The sequence below is a fragment of the Pseudomonas sp. ICMP 10191 genome (assembly GCF_001467335.1).
Lineage (GTDB): Bacteria > Pseudomonadota > Gammaproteobacteria > Pseudomonadales > Pseudomonadaceae > Aquipseudomonas > Aquipseudomonas cerasi.
Genome location: NZ_LKGW01000104.1, coordinates 88244 through 106702 on the forward strand (window position 1 = coordinate 88244; position 18459 = coordinate 106702).

Here is an 18459-nt window from a genome sequence, read left to right on the forward strand (position 1 = left end):
CTCAGGAGCCCAGGCAATGACTGAATTCAAACGTATCCCACCTGAACAGGCGCAGGCTCTGCGCGAGCAAGGCGCCGTGCTGGTCGATGTTCGGGATCCACAGGCTTTTCAGAGCAATCACATTCCCGATTCCGTGCATCTGGACAACCACTCGATCGCCGACTTCATCCGCGAGGCCGACCTGGACAAGCCGTTGGTGGTCGTCTGTTACCACGGCAACTCCAGCCAGAGCGCTGCAGCTTATCTGGTCGGCCAGGGTTTCTCCGATGTGTACAGCGTTGACGGTGGTTTCGAGCTGTGGCGCGCCACTTACCCGCAAGAAACCGTGCAAGGCTGATAGAAAATATTTTTATGACAGCTGATCCCGCGTTCTACGCGGGCTCGCGAGCCATCTGACGAACGGTCACCCCCTCTTCTCGCGCATCCCTTCTTTATCTTTCCGAATCCGAACTATCCTTAGCCTAGGCCATCCGTATTCAGGGGAGAGCCGGTACACCGGCGCGTGGGTCATCGGTAGTTACTTTTAAGGTGTTCTGGGGGGAAACAGCAGCCGTAGTGCTACGGTTGTTGCCAGCATCGACTGACGATCCGCCGCCGGCTCCACGTATCGAGCGAGGTGACGTCATGAGTATATTCAGCCACTTCCAACAACGCTTCGAAAGCACGAGGCAAGAAGAGCTCTCGCTACAGGAGTATCTGGAGCTCTGCAAACAGGATCGCAGCGCCTATGCCTCTGCCGCAGAACGCCTTCTGCTGGCTATAGGCGAACCTGAACTGGTGGATACCTCCACCAACTCCAGGCTGTCGCGCATTTTCTCCAACAAGGTCATACGCCGCTATCCGGCCTTTGCCGACTTCCACGGAATGGAAGAATGCATCGACCAGATCGTTTCGTATTTCCGCCATGCCGCCCAAGGCCTGGAAGAGAAGAAGCAAATCCTGTATCTGCTCGGCCCGGTGGGCGGCGGTAAATCGTCCCTGGCGGAAAAACTCAAGCAACTGATCGAAAAAGTACCGTTCTACGCCATCAAGGGCTCGCCCGTCTTCGAATCGCCCTTGGGCTTGTTCAACGCCACCGAGGACGGCGCGATTCTCGAAGAAGACTTCGGGATTCCACGACGCTACCTGAGCACCATCATGTCGCCCTGGGCAACCAAACGCCTGGCCGAATTCGGCGGTGATATCAGCCAGTTCAAGGTCGTGAAGCTCTACCCTTCTATTCTCAACCAGATTGCCGTGGCGAAAACCGAACCCGGCGATGAAAACAACCAGGACATCTCTGCGCTGGTCGGCAAAGTGGATATCCGCAAACTGGAAGAATTCCCGCAGAACGACGCCGATGCCTATAGCTACTCGGGCGCGCTGTGCCGGGCCAACCAGGGCCTGATGGAATTCGTCGAGATGTTCAAGGCGCCGATCAAGGTCCTTCACCCGCTGCTCACCGCAACCCAGGAAGGCAACTACAACAGTACCGAAGGGCTGGGCGCGATCCCGTTCAACGGTATCCTGCTGGCGCACTCCAACGAATCGGAATGGCACAGCTTCCGCAACAACAAGAACAACGAAGCCTTCATCGACCGTATCTACATCGTGAAGGTGCCGTACTGCCTGCGTGTCAGCGACGAGATCAAGATTTACGACAAGCTGCTGTTCAACAGCTCGCTGTCCAAGGCGCATTGCGCGCCGGACACTCTGAAAATGCTCGCGCAGTTCACCACACTGTCGCGCCTCAAGGAGCCGGACAACTCCAACATCTACTCCAAGATGCGCGTGTATGACGGCGAGAACCTGAAAGACACCGACCCGAAAGCCAAGTCGATTCAGGAATACCGCGACAGCGCGGGCGTCGACGAAGGCATGAATGGCCTGTCGACCCGTTTCGCGTTCAAGATCCTGTCCAAGGTCTTCAACTTCGATCCGCACGAAATCGCGGCCAACCCGGTGCATCTGCTTTACGTACTGGAACAGCAGATCGAACAGGAGCAATTCCCTGCCGAAACGCGCGAACGCTATCTGCGCTTTATCAAGGAATACCTGGCACCGCGCTATATCGAGTTCATCGGCAAGGAAATCCAGACGGCGTACCTGGAATCCTACAGCGAGTACGGTCAGAACATTTTCGACCGCTACGTGTTGTATGCGGACTTCTGGATTCAGGATCAGGAATACCGCGATCCGGAAACCGGCGAGATCCTCAACCGCGTCGCCTTGAACGAGGAACTGGAAAAGATCGAGAAACCGGCTGGCATAAGCAACCCGAAAGATTTCCGCAACGAAATCGTCAACTTCGTGCTGCGTGCCCGCGCCAACAACAATGGCAAGAATCCTACCTGGCTCAGCTACGAGAAGCTGCGGGTGGTGATCGAGAAGAAAATGTTCTCCAACACCGAGGATCTCCTGCCCGTCATCAGCTTCAATGCCAAGGCCAGCAAAGAGGATCAGCAGAAGCACAACGACTTCGTGACACGAATGGTCGAGAGGGGCTACACGGACAAGCAGGTACGTCTGCTTTCCGAATGGTATCTGCGCGTGCGGAAATCGCAGTAAAGCAGCTGCAAGCTTCAAGCTATCAGCTGCAGGCGAAAAGCGATCGAGACCCGGGCTCGGGATCGATCGCATGCTCGCCTGCAGCTTGATGCTTACAACTTGAAGCTCCCCGGAGGAGCCTATGAGCTATGTGATCGACCGACGTCTCAACGGCAAGAACAAGAGCACGGTAAACCGGCAGCGGTTTCTGCGGCGTTACCGTGACCACATCAAGAAAGCAGTGGAGGAAGCAGTCAGCCGTCGCTCCATCACTGATATGGAACACGGCGAGCAGATCAGCATTCCCGGGCGTGACATCGACGAACCGGTCCTGCACCACGGTCGCGGCGGCAAGCAGACCGTTGTTCATCCTGGCAACAAGGAGTTCACCACAGGTGAGCACATCGCCCGCCCTCAAGGCGGCGGTGGCGGCAAGGGCCCCGGCAAGGCGGGCAATTCCGGCGAAGGGATGGATGAGTTTTCGTTTCAGATCACTCAGGAGGAGTTTCTCGAGTTCATGTTCGAAGACCTTGAGCTGCCGAACCTGGTCAAGCGCAACCTGACCGGCACCGACACCTTCAAGACCGTGCGTGCCGGGATCAGTAACGAAGGCAATCCTTCGCGGATCAACATCATCCGTACCCTGCGCTCGGCGCACGCACGGCGCATCGCGCTGTCCGGCAGCAGTCGCGCGAAACTCAGGGAGGCCACTACCGAGCTTGAGCGCATGAAGCGTGAAGAGCCGGATAACTTCGGTGATATTCAGGAACTGGAAGTAGAGATCGACCGACTGAAAGCACGCATCCGTCGTGTGCCCTACCTCGACACCTTCGACCTCAAGTACAACCTGCTGGTCAAACAACCCAACCCCAGCTCCAAAGCGGTCATGTTTTGCCTGATGGACGTCTCCGGCTCCATGACTCAGGCGACCAAGGACATCGCCAAGCGTTTTTTCATTCTGCTGTACCTGTTCCTCAAACGTAACTACGACAAGATCGACGTGGTCTTCATTCGTCACCACACCAGCGCCCGCGAAGTGGACGAGGAAGAGTTTTTCTATTCCCGGGAAACCGGCGGCACCATCGTTTCCAGCGCCTTGAAACTGATGCAGGAAATCATGGCCGCACGCTACCCGAGCAGTGACTGGAATATCTACGCGGCACAGGCGTCGGATGGCGACAACTGGAACGACGATTCGCCCATCTGCCGGGAAATTCTCACCAAACAGATCATGCCTTTCGTGCAGTACTACACGTACGTGGAAATCACGCCGCGCGAGCACCAGGCCTTGTGGTATGAATACGAACGCATCGGTGAAGATTTTGCCGACACGTTTGCCCAGCAACAGCTGGTCTCTGCCGGTGATATCTATCCGGTATTCCGCGAACTCTTTCAGCGAAGGTTAGTGTCATGACCGCCAGAGAGCAGAAGCGCCAACCCCTTTCCACGGGGTCAGAGTGGACATTCGAACTGATCCGCGCCTACGACCGCGAAATCGGCAGGATTGCCGAGCGGTATGCGCTGGATACCTACCCCAACCAGATCGAAGTGATCACGGCCGAGCAGATGATGGACGCCTATGCTTCGGTGGGCATGCCGCTGGGCTATCACCATTGGTCCTACGGCAAACACTTCCTCAGCACGGAAAAGTCCTATTCTCGCGGCCAGATGGGCCTGGCCTACGAGATCGTCATCAACTCGGACCCGTGTATTGCCTACCTGATGGAAGAAAACACCATCTGCATGCAGGCGCTGGTCGTGGCCCATGCGTGCTATGGCCACAACAGTTTCTTCAAGGGCAACTACCTGTTTCGGACCTGGACCGACGCCAGCTCGATCATCGATTACCTGGTGTTCGCCAAGCAGTACATCATGCAGTGCGAGGAACGCCATGGCATCGATGCCGTGGAGGACTTGCTCGACTCCTGCCATGCGTTGATGAACTACGGTGTGGATCGTTACAAGCGCCCGTACCCGATTTCCGCCGAAGAGGAGCGCCGTCGGCAGAAGGACCGTGAGGAGCACCTTCAGCGGCAGATCAACGATCTTTGGCGCACGATCCCGAAAAATGCCGACAAAAGCAGCAAGGAAGACAATGCACGCTTCCCGGCCGAGCCGCAGGAAAACATTCTCTATTTCATCGAGAAACACGCTCCGCTGCTGGAGCCCTGGCAGCGTGAAGTGGTGCGCATCGTGCGCAAGATCGCGCAGTACTTTTATCCACAGCGCCAGACCCAGGTGATGAACGAAGGCTGGGCAACGTTCTGGCATTACACGCTGATGAATGACCTGTACGACGAAGGGCTGGTCACTGACGGCTTCATGATGGAGTTCCTGCAGTCGCACACCAGCGTGATTTTTCAGCCCGGTTTTGACAGCCCCTACTACAGCGGCATCAATCCCTACGCGCTGGGCTTTGCCATGTATCAGGACATCCGCCGGATGTGCGAAAACCCTACCGATGAAGACCGGCAGTGGTTTCCGGAAATCGCCGGCACTGACTGGCTGACGGCGATCAAGTTTGCGATGACCAGCTTCAAGGATGAGAGCTTCATCCTCCAGTACCTGTCGCCCAAGGTGATTCGCGACCTGAAACTGTTCAGCATCATGGACGACGACCAGCAGGATGACTTGCTGGTGCCCGCCATTCATGATGAAAACGGCTACCGAACCATCCGCGAGATACTTGCTGCGCAGTACAACCTGGGCAATCGGGAGCCCAATGTGCAGATCTACAGCATCGACCGCCGAGGCGACCGTTCGCTGACCCTGCGCCACCAACAGCACAATCGCAAACCGCTCGGTGAATCGACAGACGAGGTGCTCAAACACCTGCACCGGCTGTGGGGCTTTGACATCCACCTGGAAACCTTGCAGGGCGATCAAGTGGTCAAGACCCATCACGTCCCCCCAAAAGGCGAGCATGCCGACAGTGAATATCCCCGGCTTGATATGGCGGTCGTCCACCTTTAAGCGCCAGGGCAATAGCGCTTAAAACGCCTATTCATTCAGCTTTAGCCTCCGCAAGCACGGCACAAGGTTTATCCTGTCGCGCTTACGGAGGTTTTTTATGCAGATTTATAAAGTGGGCGGTGCTGTACGAGACCGTCTTCTGGGTCAACCTGTCACGGACATCGACTGGGTCGTGGTCGGCGCAAGCACCGAGGACATGCTGATCAAGGGCTATCGTCCGGTCGGTACAGATTTCCCGGTGTTTCTGCATCCGCTGACCAATGAGGAATACGCGCTGGCGCGCACCGAGCGCAAGAGCGGCGTGGGCTACGGAGGCTTTGTTTTCCACGCCAGCCCCGAGGTGACGCTTGAGCAGGATTTGATTCGGCGTGACCTGACGATCAACGCCATGGCGGAAGACAAGGACGGTAATTTAACCGATCCCTACAACGGCCAGAAGGACCTGGAAGCGCGGATATTGCGTCACGTTTCCCCCGCATTCGCCGAAGATCCGCTCAGGGTCTTGCGCGTGGCCCGATTCGCCGCACGTTACGCCGGTTACGGTTTTACCATTGCCCCCGAGACCCTTGGGCTGATGCGACAGCTCAGTGAATCGGGCGAACTCAAGGCGCTGACTGCCGAGCGAAGCTGGAAAGAGATCTCTCGCGCACTCATGGAGGAACAGCCCCAGGTGTTCATTCAGGTGCTGCACGATTGCGGCGCGCTCAAGGAGCTGATGCCGGAGATCGAAGCGTTGTTTGGCGTACCGCAGCCGGCGGCGCATCACCCGGAAATAGACACCGGTGTACACGTGCTCAGCGTCCTCGAACAGTCCGCACGCCACAAACACCCGCTAACGGTGCGCTGGGCCTGCCTGCTGCACGACCTCGGCAAAGGGCTGACGCCGGAAGCCGAATGGCCAAGGCACATCGCCCATGAGCACACCGGCCTGCGCCTGATAAAAGTGGTGAACGAGCGTTTTCGTGTACCCAGGGACTGCCAGGAACTGGCGCTGCTGGTCGGCCAGTACCACACCCACGGCCACCGAGCGCTGGAGCTGAAACCCTCGACCCTGCTGGAGCTGCTGCAAAGCTTCGACGTCTACCGCCGCCCGCAGCGTTTTGAAGAGTTCATTGCGGCGTGCGAGATGGACGCGCGAGGACGTCACGGCTTTGAACAACGCAGTTATCCACAGGCCGGTTACCTGCGCGGCGCAGCCGAGGCCGCACGCGCGGTATCAGTACAGCCGCTGCTGGAACAGGGTCTGAAGGGCAAGGAACTGGGTGATGCGCTGAAAAACGAGCGTTTGAAGGCACTGAAAACCTACAAGGCTGAGCACATCGCCTGACAGGCTCTTGTGCACGGTTATCGCTCCCACGCTCCGCGTGGTAGCGCAGCCCTGGACGCTCTGCGTCCGATCTTCAGCCTTGGCACGAGAAGCGTTAGAGCGGGAAGGCGCGGACACGCTCAGCTACGCAGCAAATCCTCAGGCGTCAGTGCCAGCCCCCGCCACTCGAACGCCACCGGCCAAAGCTGCTGATCAATCTGCGCATCAGCCCAAAGTTTGCTGAAGGCAATCCCTACACCAGGATGCAGACGTTCAGGGGCGATCAACGCCAATGGGCGCAGCACGAAGGCATTCTTTAAGATTTCCGCCCTCGGCAGAATCAACCCGTCGAAATTACCGACCTGCTCGCCGTACAGCAGCACATCGATATCCAGCGGCAACCCTTTGCGATCCGGGGCGTAGCGGCCATTGTCCGCTTCGATGAATTTCAGGCGCCGATCCAGTTCCATCAAGGGCAGATCGGTCAGCGCCGACACCACGAGGTTGAAGAACGGCCCGCTCTTGATACCCACGGCATGGCTTTCAAAAACCGGCGAACAGCTCAGGTCGGTCAGGAAGCCATCCAGCGCATCAAGCCCCGCTACCAAGTGGCGCTCGCGCTCGATGTTGCTCCCCAGGCCGAGGAAAATCCGCGTCAGCGACATCCGCGCTCGATCTCCACGCCCACACCGGCAGCGGCCGCTACAGCACCGGGCTTGGTCAGTTTCAGGCGCAGCCAGGGAATATTGAATTCACCCATCAGCACTTCAGCCAGTCGCTCGGCGAAGGTCTCCACCAGCTGGAACTGTGCCTGCTCGGCGAACGCCTGAATACGGGTCGAGACACTGGCGTAGTCGAGAGCCTTGCTCAGATCGTCCCCAGCAGCTGCGGGGCGATTGTCCCAGGCGAAGCTGAGGTCAAGACGCAGGCACTGACGAATGCCGCGCTCCCAGTCATAGGCGCCAATGACCGTATCGAACTCAAGGCCCTCGATGAAAACTCTGTCCAAGCACTACTCTCCACTGCACGACAAGGGCGCGATGCGCCGTTAGAATCAGGGCATCCTCGCCCGGAATGGTTCGCATGTTTTGGTTACTGGCCACCTTCGCCTACCTGCTTGGCTCGCTGTCCTTCGCCATTCTGCTCAGCCGCCTGAGCGGCAGGCCGGACCCGCGCGCCAGTGGCTCCGGCAATGCTGGCGCGACCAACATGCTGCGTCTGGCCGGAAAAAAACTCGCCATCCTGACCCTGTTCGGCGACCTCTGCAAAGGCCTGGTGCCGATCCTGATCGCCAGCGCCTGGAACATGGACACCGCACAGCAGGGCTGGATCGGCGTGTGTGCGGTGCTGGGCCATCTGTTCCCGTTGTACTTCCGCTTTCGCGGCGGCAAAGGCGTAGCGACCGCCGCCGGTGTGCTGCTGGGCCTGTATCCGCCTGCCGCCGCCCTGGCGATAGTCGCCTGGCTGCTGACGCTGTACCTGACCCGCACCAGCTCGCTCGCAGCCCTGATCGCCACACCCCTGACCCTGCCGTTGCTGGCGTGGCAGGAGCCTCATGCGTTGCTGCCGATGAGCGTGTTGACCCTGCTCATCGTCTGGCGCCATCGCGGCAATCTACGCGACCTGCTCGCCGGGCGCGAACGACATTTCTGAGGCGTAACCCACCTCGCCTGCCGTCACAGCCCCGACAACTGCTCCATGGGCCAGCGCGCCTGCACGCTGATGCTCAAATCTTCCTTCTGTCCGGCCTGCAAACGCTGACAACCGGCAAACGCAATCATGGCGCCGTTATCGGTACAAAACTCGGGCCGTGCGTAATAGACATGCCCGCGCAAGTCGCCAAGCATGCTTTCCAGCGAGGCGCGCAGTGCCTTGTTGGCGCTCACGCCACCGGCAATCACCAGGCTCTTGAGGCCGGTCTGCTTGAGCGCGCGCTTGCACTTGATGGTCAAAGTCTCCACTACCGCCTGCTGGAAGGCCAGAGCGATGTCGCAGCGGGTTTGCTCACTGTCGTCTCCAGCGTTCCGGCATTGCTGCCAGGTGTTGAGCGCTGAGGTTTTCAGGCCGCTGAAGCTGAATTCCAGCCCGGGCCGATCAGTCATCGGCCGAGGGAAGACAAAGCGCCCCGCCACGCCCTGCATGGCCGCCTTTGAAATCTCCGGGCCGCCGGGGTACTGCATGCCCATCATCTTCGCGGTCTTGTCGAAGGCCTCGCCTGCGGCATCATCCAGGGTCTCGCCCAGCAGCTCGTACTGACCTATGCCGTCGACGCGCACCAGCTGCGTATGACCGCCGGACACCAGCAAGGCGACGAACGGGAACTGTGGCGGGTTTTCTTCCAGCATCGGCGCCAGCAGATGACCTTCCATGTGATGCACGCCCAGCGCCGGGATATCCCAGGCGAATGCCAGCGCCTGAGCGCACGAAGCGCCGACCAGCAAGGCGCCGACCAATCCAGGGCCGGCCGTGTAGGCAATGGCGTCGATATCCGTGGCCACGCAGTCCGCCTCGGCCAGTGTCTGGCGAATAAGGGGCAGCATGCGCTTGACGTGATCGCGTGAAGCCAGCTCCGGCACCACACCGCCATAGGCACGATGCAGGTCGATCTGGCTGAATAATGCGTCCGCAAGCAAACCGCGTTCGCTGTCGTACAATGCGACGCCGGTTTCGTCGCAGGAGGTTTCTAATCCCAGTACTAGCATGGGGTTGCGCCTTGTAGGGGGCAGATTTGAAGGCGCGCATAATAGTCGCCGACCGAGGTGCCGACCAGCGGTTTTCGATCAGAGGCTTTGCATTCCTCTCAATGAGGGGTTAACATCCGCAACCCTTAAAAACCGACGTACTTTTGTGCAGTGTTTGCACTGAGCGTTGACCCCGGTAATGAATGAAGGTAGCTCTGGATGCCAGCCGTCAAAGTTAAAGAGAACGAACCCTTCGACGTAGCTCTGCGTCGTTTCAAGCGCTCCTGCGAAAAAGCCGGTGTTCTGGCTGAAGTTCGTAGCCGCGAATTTTACGAGAAGCCGACTTCGGAGCGTAAGCGCAAGGCAGCAGCTGCTGTCAAACGCCACGCCAAGAAAGTCCAGCGCGAACAGCGCCGCGCCGTTCGTCTGTATTAATTTACAGACCTTCGTCGCAAGCTTCTGCCTTGCCCGGCCAACCAGCCGGGCTGTCGGCAGTTACAGCTTCGCTGTTTTGCGTTCGCTTTATTGATTGATCCTGTCCAGGCCGCCGATGCGACTCGGATATGTCAGTCAAGCACGTCCAGCCTGTTCACAGGCTACATCGGTCATGCCCACTCGGGCAGCACATCGACCGATGAACAGACGAGTATGCCTTGATGACTTCGCAAGAAGCTCAGCCAAGGCAGCGTCTTCCGTGCCTTCAGGCTCTGACCACTTCTCGTGGACAACGAAGCTTGCGGCCTTTCTGATCCACTCGCGGGATCAAGCTTTATCCCTTTCAGGCCAACACCGTCCTTCGGATGCAAAGACGTGCCCGTTTATTGCCAACGTCTTCAAAAAGACGGCTGACAGGCTGACGGAACGCTCGTAGAGTCATCCGATACTTTTGCACCACGCTTGAATGATGAGAACGCCATGGCCGGGCTGATTCCCCAGAGCTTTATCGACGACCTTCTGAACCGCACCGATATAGTCGATGTTGTCAGCTCGCGCGTGCAGCTCAAGAAAGCCGGGAAGAATTACACCGCGTGCTGTCCGTTCCACAAAGAGAAGACACCGTCTTTCAGCGTCAGCCCGGACAAGCAGTTCTATTACTGCTTCGGTTGCGGCGCAGGTGGAAACGCGCTCGGCTTCATCATGGACCACGACAACCTGGACTTTCCCCAGGCCGTCGAGGACCTGGCCAAGGCCGCCGGCATGGAAGTGCCTCGCGAACAGAGCGTAAAAGGCCAGAAGCCCCGGCAACCGACCGACTCCCCGCTCTACCCGCTGCTGACCGCCGCAGCCGAGTTCTACCGTCAGGCCCTGAAAAGCCACCCGTCACGCAAGGCTGCGGTGGATTACCTCAAGGGCCGCGGGCTGTCCGGCGAAATCGCCAGGGACTTTGGCCTGGGCTTCGCCCCTCCCGGCTGGGACAACCTGTACAAGCACCTGAGCAGCGACTCATTGCAGCAAAAGGTGATGATCGATGCCGGCCTGCTGATCGAGAACGCCGAAACCGGCAAACGCTACGACCGCTTCCGCGACCGGGTGATGTTTCCGATTCGCGATTCACGCGGGCGTGTCATTGCCTTTGGCGGCCGCGTACTGGGTGATGACAAACCCAAGTACCTGAACTCCCCGGAAACACCGGTTTTCCACAAGGGTCAGGAGCTGTACGGGCTGTTCGAGGCGCGCAAATTCAATCGCAACCTCGATGAAATCATCGTCGTCGAAGGCTACATGGACGTCATCGCCCTGGCCCAGCAAGGCTTGCGCAATGCCGTGGCGACGCTGGGTACTGCGACCAGCGAAGAGCACTTGAAGCGCCTGTTCAGGGTCGTGCCCAACGTGCTGTTCTGCTTCGACGGCGATCAGGCCGGGCGTAACGCCGCGTGGCGGGCGCTGGAAGCGACCCTGTCGAACCTGCAGGACGGACGCCGGGCGCGCTTTCTGTTTCTTCCCGAGGGCGAAGACCCGGACACGCTGGTGCGCTCCGAGGGCACCGATGCGTTCAAGGCACGTATCAATCAGCACGCGCAGCCGCTGGCCGATTATTTTTTCGAGCAACTGACCAAAGAGTCCGACCCGCGCTCGCTGGAGGGCAAGGCGCACATGGCCACCCTCGCGGCGCCATTGATCGACAAGGTGCCCGGCGCGAACCTGCGCATTCTGATGCGTCAGCGCCTGACCGAAATTACCGGGCTGACCGGCGAGGCCGTCAGCCAGCTGGTGCAGAGCGCGCCAGCGGAGGCGCCACCGAGTTACGACCCGTATGTCGACTACGACGCCATGCCTGATTTTGCCGATTACCAGCCACAAGGCGGTTACGAGCCTCAACAGGAATGGACGCAGAAGAAAACCGGCGGTCCGAATCAAAAAAAATGGGACAACAAATCCTGGGGCAAAAAAGGCAAGCGCCAGGACTTCGAACATCGAACGCCGCGTGTACCCACCGCCGTCGAGCCGCCCATGCAGGCCGCACTGAGAACCTTGCTGCATCACCCCGAATTGGCGGAAAAGGTCGAAAATGCCAGCCATTTCGCTGCAGAAGACCAATCCAACGCACAACTGCTGGTCGCTCTTATCGAGGCCAGGCAAAAGAATCCGAACCTTCGGTCGTTACAGTTGATAGCGCGATGGCACGGGACTGAGCAGGGTCGTTTGCTGCGCGCACTGGCAGAAAAGGAATGGCTGATTGAGGCCGACAACCTTGAACAACAGTTTTTCGACACTATAACTAGCTTATCCGCTCGCCAACGCGAGCGCAGTCTGGAACATCTGATCAGCAAGGCTCGGCAGACCGAGCTGAGCGCAGAAGAGAAAATTCAGCTTAGGGAACTGCTAAATCGCAATGTTCCCGCACAAACCCCGACCTCAACTGGCGCGTGAGGTCATAGCTCGGGTATAATCCTCGGCTTGTTTTTTGCCCGCCAAGACCTTCAGTGGATAGGGTGTTATGTCCGGAAAAGCGCAACAGCAATCTCGTATCAAAGAGTTGATCACCCTGGGTCGTGAGCAGAAGTATCTGACTTACGCAGAGGTCAACGACCACTTGCCCGAGGATATTTCAGATCCCGAGCAGGTGGAAGACATCATCCGCATGATCAACGACATGGGGATCCCGGTACACGAGAGTGCTCCGGATGCGGACGCCTTGATGCTGGCCGACGCCGATACCGACGAGGCAGCCGCAGAAGAAGCGGCTGCAGCGTTGGCAGCGGTCGAAACCGACATCGGTCGTACCACCGATCCTGTTCGTATGTACATGCGGGAAATGGGCACCGTTGAACTTCTGACCCGTGAAGGCGAAATCGAAATCGCCAAACGTATCGAAGAAGGCATCCGTGAAGTGATGGGCGCAATCGCGCACTTCCCAGGCACGGTTGACCACATTCTCTCCGAATACACACGCGTCACCAGTGAAGGCGGTCGCCTTTCCGATGTTCTGAGTGGCTATATCGACCCGGACGACGGCATTGCGCCGCCTGCCGAAGTCCCGCCGCCTGTCGACCCCAAGGCCGTCAAGGCCGAAGGTGCCGATGACGACGAGGAAGAGTCGGCAGACGCCAGCGACGAAGAAGACGAAGTCGAGAGCGGTCCTGATCCGGTCATCGCCCAGCAGCGCTTCGGTGCGGTTTCCGATCAAATGGAAATCACCCGCAAGGCCCTGAAGAAATTTGGTCGCGACGACAAGCACGCCATTGCCGAAATGGTTGCACTGGCCGAACTGTTCATGCCGATCAAACTGGTTCCAAAACAGTTTGAAGGCCTGGTGGAGCGTGTACGCGGTGCCCTTGAGCGTCTTCGTGCCCAGGAACGCGCCATCATGCAGCTGTGTGTACGTGATGCACGTATGCCGCGCGCCGACTTCCTGCGCCAGTTCCCGGGCAACGAAGTTGACGAAAGCTGGACTGACGCACTGGCCAAGGGCAAGAGCAAATACGCCGAAGCCATCGGTCGCCTGCAGCCTGACATCCAGCGTTGCCAGCAGAAGCTGTCCGCACTGGAAGAAGAGACCGGCCTGAAAATCGCCGAGATCAAGGACATCAACCGTCGCATGTCGATCGGTGAGGCCAAGGCCCGCCGCGCGAAGAAAGAGATGGTTGAAGCGAACCTGCGTCTGGTGATCTCCATCGCCAAGAAGTACACCAACCGTGGCCTGCAATTCCTCGATCTGATCCAGGAAGGCAACATCGGCTTGATGAAGGCTGTGGACAAGTTCGAATACCGTCGTGGCTACAAGTTCTCGACCTATGCCACCTGGTGGATCCGTCAGGCGATCACTCGCTCGATTGCCGACCAGGCACGCACCATTCGTATTCCGGTGCACATGATCGAGACGATCAACAAACTCAACCGTATTTCCCGGCAGATGTTGCAGGAAATGGGTCGCGAACCGACCCCGGAAGAGTTGGGTGAACGCATGGAAATGCCTGAGGATAAAATCCGCAAGGTATTGAAGATCGCAAAAGAGCCGATCTCCATGGAAACCCCGATCGGTGACGACGAAGATTCGCACCTGGGTGACTTCATCGAAGACTCGACCATGCAGTCGCCAATCGATGTCGCCACTGTCGAAAGCCTGAAAGAAGCGACACGCGAAGTGCTGTCGGGGCTTACTGCCCGTGAAGCCAAGGTTCTGCGCATGCGTTTCGGCATCGATATGAATACCGACCACACCCTTGAAGAGGTTGGTAAGCAGTTCGACGTAACCCGCGAGCGGATTCGTCAGATCGAAGCCAAGGCACTGCGCAAGCTGCGTCACCCGACAAGAAGCGAGCACCTGCGCTCGTTCCTCGACGAGTAATCGCACCAGCGAGTCAACAAGACCCCCGGCATGCCGGGGGTTTTGCGTTTCCGGGCAGAAGAAAATTCAAACTTTGCAGGCCCAATCGTCAATTGACCAAAACAAGAAGAGGTCAGACGTCAGTCTAATTGCAGCGCCTGACAAATTGACCTACAACTATGTATCACACCAGACAACAGCGTTCTTCAAATCAAGCCTTGGATCATTGAAGTTACAGGGTTACGCCACACCATCATCAGCGATAGTCAGACACGGACGTAAGCCGCATATGCGTGGAGTAATCAACAAAAGTGACCGGGAAGCGTCATGCCTGTCCGAAGGAAAATTCGCCTCGATCTTCGCTCAATGCCCGGATGCCATGCTTATCGTCAGCCTTGCTGACGGGCACATCATGGATGCCAACGAGGCGTTCGTAGAGCGAACCGGCATCCCCCTTGATGAAGTAATTGGTAAGACACCGACAGAACTGAATCTGTGGGCAGTGCCAGGCATCGGCCCAAAAGTCTTGCTGCAATTGCAGACCGGCGATATCCATAATCTGGAGATACCCTTTCGGCGCAGAAACGGCGAAACCTTTTCAGGGCTCATGTCCGCCCAACCGTTCGAGCATAGCCCGATACCTGCCGTGCTGGTGATAGTGCGTGACATCACCCAGCTCAAACAGGCCCGGCAACAATTGCAGCTTTCCGAAGAGAAGTTCGCCAAAGCCTTTCATGCCTCGCCTGACGGGATGGCGATTACCCGGCAGCAGGACGGCATGCTGCTGGAGGTCAACGAAGGGTTCTGCCGCTTGACCGGGTATAGCGAAAAGTACTGCCTTGACCACTCGACATTCGACCTGGGCATCTGGGTTGACCTCAGCGAACGCTCAAGACTCATCGAGCAAATGAAACAACATGGTTTTGTCAGGGATCTGCGGGTCCGGATTCGTAACAGCAATGGCGATGTTCGACTGTGCGAGCTGTCATCTCAACCCGTCATCATTGCCGGTGAAGACTGTCTGCTGACGACTACCCGGGATATCACCGAAAGCAGGCAAATGCAGGAGAAACTCCATCTGGCGGCCACCGTTTTCGAGAGCACTGCCGAAGGAGTGCTCATCACCAATACCGACCAGACCATCAGCGCCGTCAACCGTGCATTCACGGAAATCACTGGCTACAGCGAAAGTGAAGCCATCGGCAAAACTCCTCGCCTGCTTGCCTCTGGCCAACACGACAGCGCGTTCTACGCCGCGATGTGGCACCAACTGGCGGCCGAGGGCCACTGGCAGGGTGAAATCAGCAACCGCCGCAAGAACGGCGAGCTTTACCCGAGCTGGCTGACCATCAGTGCCGTGCGCAACAAGGACAACCTCCTGACCCACTTCGTCGCCGTCTTCGCCGACATTTCCAGCCTCAAACATGCCCAGGCGCGCCTCGACTATCAGGCCCATCATGATCCGCTCACTGGCCTGCCCAACCGAACACTGTTCGAGAACCGGCTTCAGGCCGCTCTGCTGCACAGCGAAGAATCCGGCAGCCTCGGCGCAGTTCTGTTCCTCGATCTGGATCGCTTCAAGCACATCAATGACAGCCTGGGCCACCCGGTCGGCGACCTGCTGCTGAAAGGCATCGCACACCGGCTCAAGGAAACCCTGCGCGACATCGACACCGTCGCACGCCTGGGCGGCGACGAGTTCATCGTTCTACTGCCCGGCCTGCTGCAAGCCAGCGACGCACAAGCCATCGCCAATAAATTACTGGCCTGCTTCAACACGCCCTTCGAGGCTGGCGAACATGAGCTCTACATCAGCCCCAGCATCGGCAGTTGCGTGTTCCCCACCGACGGCACAGACGTAGCCACGCTGGTCAAAAATGCCGACGCGGCGATGTACCGCTCCAAGGCAAAAGGCCGCAACCGGGTCGAAAGCTATACCTGCGACCTCAGTGACCAGGCCAGCGAGCGCATCGCCCTCGAGCAGGAGCTGAGAAGAGCCCTGGAGCGCAATCAACTGACGTTGGCCTACCAGCCCAAAATCAACCTGACGACCCACACACTGGCAGGCGCAGAAGCCCTGATCCGCTGGAACCACCCGACCTTTGGCGATGTGCCGCCCGAGCACTTCATTCCCCTGGCAGAAGAAAACGGCATGATCCTGCAGATCGGCGACTGGGCGCTGGAGCAGGCCTGCCGCCAGATGGGCGTATGGCGCAAGACCTGTCAGCCGTTCGGCCCGTTGTCGGTGAACCTGGCAGGCGCGCAACTGCGCCAGACCAACCTGCTCGAACGCATCGAACAACTGCTCACGGACAACGGCCTCGAACCCGGCTGCCTGCAACTGGAAATCACCGAAAACTTCATCATGAGCCAGACCCAGGAAGCGCTGGCCGTGCTGCACCAATTGAAAACACTCGGCGTGCAACTGGCGATCGACGACTTCGGCACCGGCTACTCTTCACTGAGCTACCTCAAACGCTTGCCACTGGACATCCTCAAGATCGACCAGTCCTTCGTCCGCGGCCTGCCCGAAGACACCCACGACGCCGCCATCGTCCGCGCTATCATCGCGCTAGGGCGCAGCCTGCAACTGACCGTGATCGCCGAGGGCGTGGAGAACAGCGAACAGCAGCAATTTCTGACCAGCGAAGGCTGCGAACAGATCCAGGGCTACATCGTCAGCCTGCCCCTCGACGCCGAAGAATTCTGCGCAAGATTTCTTCTCATGAATCTTTCGGACTTTTCGGATAGCACAGCCGCGAAACCGCCGTTATAATCCGCGACCTACTGAGGGCCCATAGCTCAGTTGGTTAGAGCAGAGGACTCATAATCCTTTGGTCCACGGTTCGAGTCCGTGTGGGCCCACCATACTCAAAGCCGCGCATTGCGCGGCTTTTTGCTGCCTGCAATAAAAACAGCTGGACCAGTCCTATGGTCCACAGGTACAAAATCAGTACAGTGCCAAAACCGTGGTACGTTTTTGGAGCAGAAATAGAATGGCCACGATCGTCAAAACAGACGCTGGCACCTGGAAAGCCCTGGTGCGGAAAACCGGCTGGCCCGCCAACGCGAAGACCTTTCGTACAAAGCGTGATGCCGAAGACTGGGCCCGTCGCACAGAAGATGAAATGGTCAGAGGCGTTTACATTCAGCGGAGCGGTTCAGAGCGCATGACGTTAGCCATGGCTTTGAAGCGATATCTGGCCGAGATCAGCCCAACGAAGAAACCGACAACTCAGCGCGCCGAAGCAACCAAAGCTCAGCAGTTGATCAGCCATCTAGGCAAGTACTCGATGGCTGCACTCTCCGCAGAAATCATTGCCAATTACCGAGATACGCGCCTGGCATCAATCACCAGTCGTGGCAAGCCAACAAGCAACAACACCGTGCGTCTGGAGCTGGCCCTTCTGAGCCACCTGTACACCATCGCAATTCAGGAGTGGGGGCTGGGGCTAAGTTTCAACCCGGTGCTGAACATTCGCAAACCGAGCCCTGGCGAAGGCAGAGATCGACGCCTATCTGCCGAAGAGGAACGTCGGTTGCTGGCCGCAGTGAATGCTCACAGTAATCCCATGCTTGGTTGGATTGTTCGAATCGCCCTGGAGACCGGCATGCGCTCGTCGGAGATAACATCGTTGCGCCGGCATCAGGTCGACCTGACAAAGCGCGTAGTGCGCCTCTCTGACACAAAAAACGATAGCGCTCGCACCGTGCCACTCACCCGGTTAGCGACCGACACCTTCCAACTGGCGATGAGCAACCCTGTTCGTCCAATCGATTGCGACCTGGTGTTTTTTGGGGAGCCAGGCAAAGAGGGTAAGCGTAGCGCTTATGCCTTCACCAAGACTTGGGGCAAGCTGCGGACTAAGTTAGGAATGCCTGACCTGCGCTTTCATGACCTCCGTCATGAGGCAGTCAGCCGATTGGTAGAGGGTGGTCTTTCTGATCAGGAGGTGTCGGCCATCAGCGGGCATAAGTCAATGCAAATGCTCAAGCGATACACACACCTACGCGCTGAGGATCTGGTTAGCAAACTGGATAAGCTAGAAGCAAGACGCTCCTAATTGAGTAATCGCATCGACTTGCCCACCCGCTTGCAGTCAACGTGACCAATCAGGCTGAGCGCCGCGGGGATGTAACCGTCCGGGCAACTCATCTAGCGTAGCTGGCTCTATTGTTTTACGAGATTGCGCAACGATGAAGCT

14 protein-coding genes and 1 tRNA gene are annotated in these 18459 nt (G+C 58.1%); 12 read left to right on the forward strand and 3 right to left on the reverse strand.

Features of this window, described 5'->3' with window-relative positions; genetic code table 11:
- Nucleotides 1-16 precede the first annotated feature (16 nt).
- The 5 genes from glpE to AO388_RS11520 all read left to right on the forward strand — a co-directional run bounded on the left by glpE (nt 17) and on the right by AO388_RS11520 (nt 6826).
- Nucleotides 17-337: a thiosulfate sulfurtransferase GlpE gene (gene glpE, locus AO388_RS11500; RefSeq protein ID WP_003372784.1), complete on the forward strand. Its 321-nt coding sequence runs from the start codon at nt 17-19 to the stop codon at nt 335-337.
- Nucleotides 338-624: 287 nt separating this feature from the next.
- Complete coding sequence (locus AO388_RS11505; protein WP_003372786.1) at nt 625-2547, forward strand: PrkA family serine protein kinase; 1923 nt, start codon at nt 625-627, stop codon at nt 2545-2547.
- Nucleotides 2548-2668: 121 nt separating this feature from the next.
- Nucleotides 2669-3940: a YeaH/YhbH family protein gene (locus AO388_RS11510; protein WP_003433255.1), complete on the forward strand. Its 1272-nt coding sequence runs from the start codon at nt 2669-2671 to the stop codon at nt 3938-3940.
- A complete protein-coding gene (locus AO388_RS11515; protein ID WP_003433256.1) occupies nt 3937-5499 on the forward strand; it encodes a SpoVR family protein in 1563 nt (520 codons plus the stop codon). The genes AO388_RS11510 and AO388_RS11515 overlap by 4 nt, the downstream gene beginning before the upstream one ends.
- A gap of 97 nt (nt 5500-5596) precedes the next feature.
- On the forward strand, nt 5597-6826 hold the full coding sequence (locus AO388_RS11520; protein ID WP_058416479.1) for a multifunctional CCA addition/repair protein: 1230 nt from the start codon (nt 5597-5599) through the stop codon (nt 6824-6826).
- A gap of 119 nt (nt 6827-6945) precedes the next feature.
- Here AO388_RS11520 and folK read toward each other — a convergent pair whose 3' ends face one another.
- Together folK and folB are read right to left on the reverse strand one after the other, a co-directional pair.
- Nucleotides 6946-7470 carry a 2-amino-4-hydroxy-6-hydroxymethyldihydropteridine diphosphokinase gene (gene folK / locus AO388_RS11525; RefSeq protein WP_003351503.1) on the reverse strand — a complete coding sequence of 175 codons (525 nt, stop codon included), beginning with the start codon at nt 7468-7470 and terminating at the stop codon, nt 6946-6948.
- Nucleotides 7461-7814, reverse strand: coding sequence for a dihydroneopterin aldolase (gene folB, locus AO388_RS11530; protein ID WP_058416480.1), 354 nt, complete (start codon nt 7812-7814; stop codon nt 7461-7463). Before folB ends, folK begins: the two co-directional genes overlap by 10 nt.
- 74 nt (nt 7815-7888) lie before the next feature.
- Here folB and plsY point away from each other — a divergent pair, with 74 nt between their 5' ends.
- The gene (plsY, locus tag AO388_RS11535) at nt 7889-8458 is read left to right on the forward strand and encodes a glycerol-3-phosphate 1-O-acyltransferase PlsY (RefSeq protein ID WP_024663250.1); all 570 of its coding nucleotides are present in this window, start codon (nt 7889-7891) and stop codon (nt 8456-8458) included.
- Between the two features lie 23 nt (nt 8459-8481).
- Here plsY and tsaD read toward each other — a convergent pair whose 3' ends face one another.
- Nucleotides 8482-9507: a tRNA (adenosine(37)-N6)-threonylcarbamoyltransferase complex transferase subunit TsaD gene (tsaD, locus tag AO388_RS11540; RefSeq protein ID WP_003372796.1), complete on the reverse strand. Its 1026-nt coding sequence runs from the start codon at nt 9505-9507 to the stop codon at nt 8482-8484.
- Between the two features lie 198 nt (nt 9508-9705).
- On the opposite strand from tsaD, the gene rpsU reads away from it, so the two are divergent.
- The 6 genes from rpsU (at nt 9706) to AO388_RS11570 (ending at nt 18318) form a co-directional block, all read left to right on the forward strand.
- Nucleotides 9706-9921 (forward strand): 30S ribosomal protein S21, encoded by a 216-nt coding sequence (rpsU, locus tag AO388_RS11545; protein WP_002551877.1) that lies wholly within the window; start codon nt 9706-9708, stop codon nt 9919-9921.
- A gap of 480 nt (nt 9922-10401) precedes the next feature.
- Nucleotides 10402-12357 (forward strand): DNA primase, encoded by a 1956-nt coding sequence (gene dnaG, locus AO388_RS11550; protein ID WP_058416481.1) that lies wholly within the window; start codon nt 10402-10404, stop codon nt 12355-12357.
- Nucleotides 12358-12424: 67 nt separating this feature from the next.
- Entirely contained in the window at nt 12425-14275 is a 1851-nt protein-coding gene (gene rpoD / locus AO388_RS11555) for an RNA polymerase sigma factor RpoD (protein ID WP_003411788.1), read from the forward strand.
- 268 nt (nt 14276-14543) lie between these two features.
- Complete coding sequence (locus tag AO388_RS11560) at nt 14544-17030, forward strand: sensor domain-containing protein (RefSeq protein ID WP_058416482.1); 2487 nt, start codon at nt 14544-14546, stop codon at nt 17028-17030.
- Between the two features lie 15 nt (nt 17031-17045).
- A tRNA-Ile gene (locus tag AO388_RS11565) sits at nt 17046-17122 on the forward strand.
- Between the two features lie 128 nt (nt 17123-17250).
- A complete protein-coding gene (locus AO388_RS11570) occupies nt 17251-18318 on the forward strand; it encodes a tyrosine-type recombinase/integrase (RefSeq protein WP_058416483.1) in 1068 nt (355 codons plus the stop codon).
- Nucleotides 18319-18459 lie beyond the last annotated feature (141 nt).

Coding starts and splice junctions, on each gene's coding strand:
- glpE (WP_003372784.1), top strand. CDS start 17: ATGACTGAATTCAAACGTATCCCACCTGAACAGGCGCAGGCTCTGCGC.
- AO388_RS11505 (WP_003372786.1), top strand. CDS start 625: ATGAGTATATTCAGCCACTTCCAACAACGCTTCGAAAGCACGAGGCAA.
- AO388_RS11510 (WP_003433255.1), top strand. CDS start 2,669: ATGAGCTATGTGATCGACCGACGTCTCAACGGCAAGAACAAGAGCACG.
- AO388_RS11515 (WP_003433256.1), top strand. CDS start 3,937: ATGACCGCCAGAGAGCAGAAGCGCCAACCCCTTTCCACGGGGTCAGAG.
- AO388_RS11520 (WP_058416479.1), top strand. CDS start 5,597: ATGCAGATTTATAAAGTGGGCGGTGCTGTACGAGACCGTCTTCTGGGT.
- folK (WP_003351503.1), bottom strand. CDS start 7,470: ATGTCGCTGACGCGGATTTTCCTCGGCCTGGGGAGCAACATCGAGCGC.
- plsY (WP_024663250.1), top strand. CDS start 7,889: ATGTTTTGGTTACTGGCCACCTTCGCCTACCTGCTTGGCTCGCTGTCC.
- tsaD (WP_003372796.1), bottom strand. CDS start 9,507: ATGCTAGTACTGGGATTAGAAACCTCCTGCGACGAAACCGGCGTCGCA.
- rpsU (WP_002551877.1), top strand. CDS start 9,706: ATGCCAGCCGTCAAAGTTAAAGAGAACGAACCCTTCGACGTAGCTCTG.
- dnaG (WP_058416481.1), top strand. CDS start 10,402: ATGGCCGGGCTGATTCCCCAGAGCTTTATCGACGACCTTCTGAACCGC.
- rpoD (WP_003411788.1), top strand. CDS start 12,425: ATGTCCGGAAAAGCGCAACAGCAATCTCGTATCAAAGAGTTGATCACC.
- AO388_RS11560 (WP_058416482.1), top strand. CDS start 14,544: ATGCGTGGAGTAATCAACAAAAGTGACCGGGAAGCGTCATGCCTGTCC.
- AO388_RS11570 (WP_058416483.1), top strand. CDS start 17,251: ATGGCCACGATCGTCAAAACAGACGCTGGCACCTGGAAAGCCCTGGTG.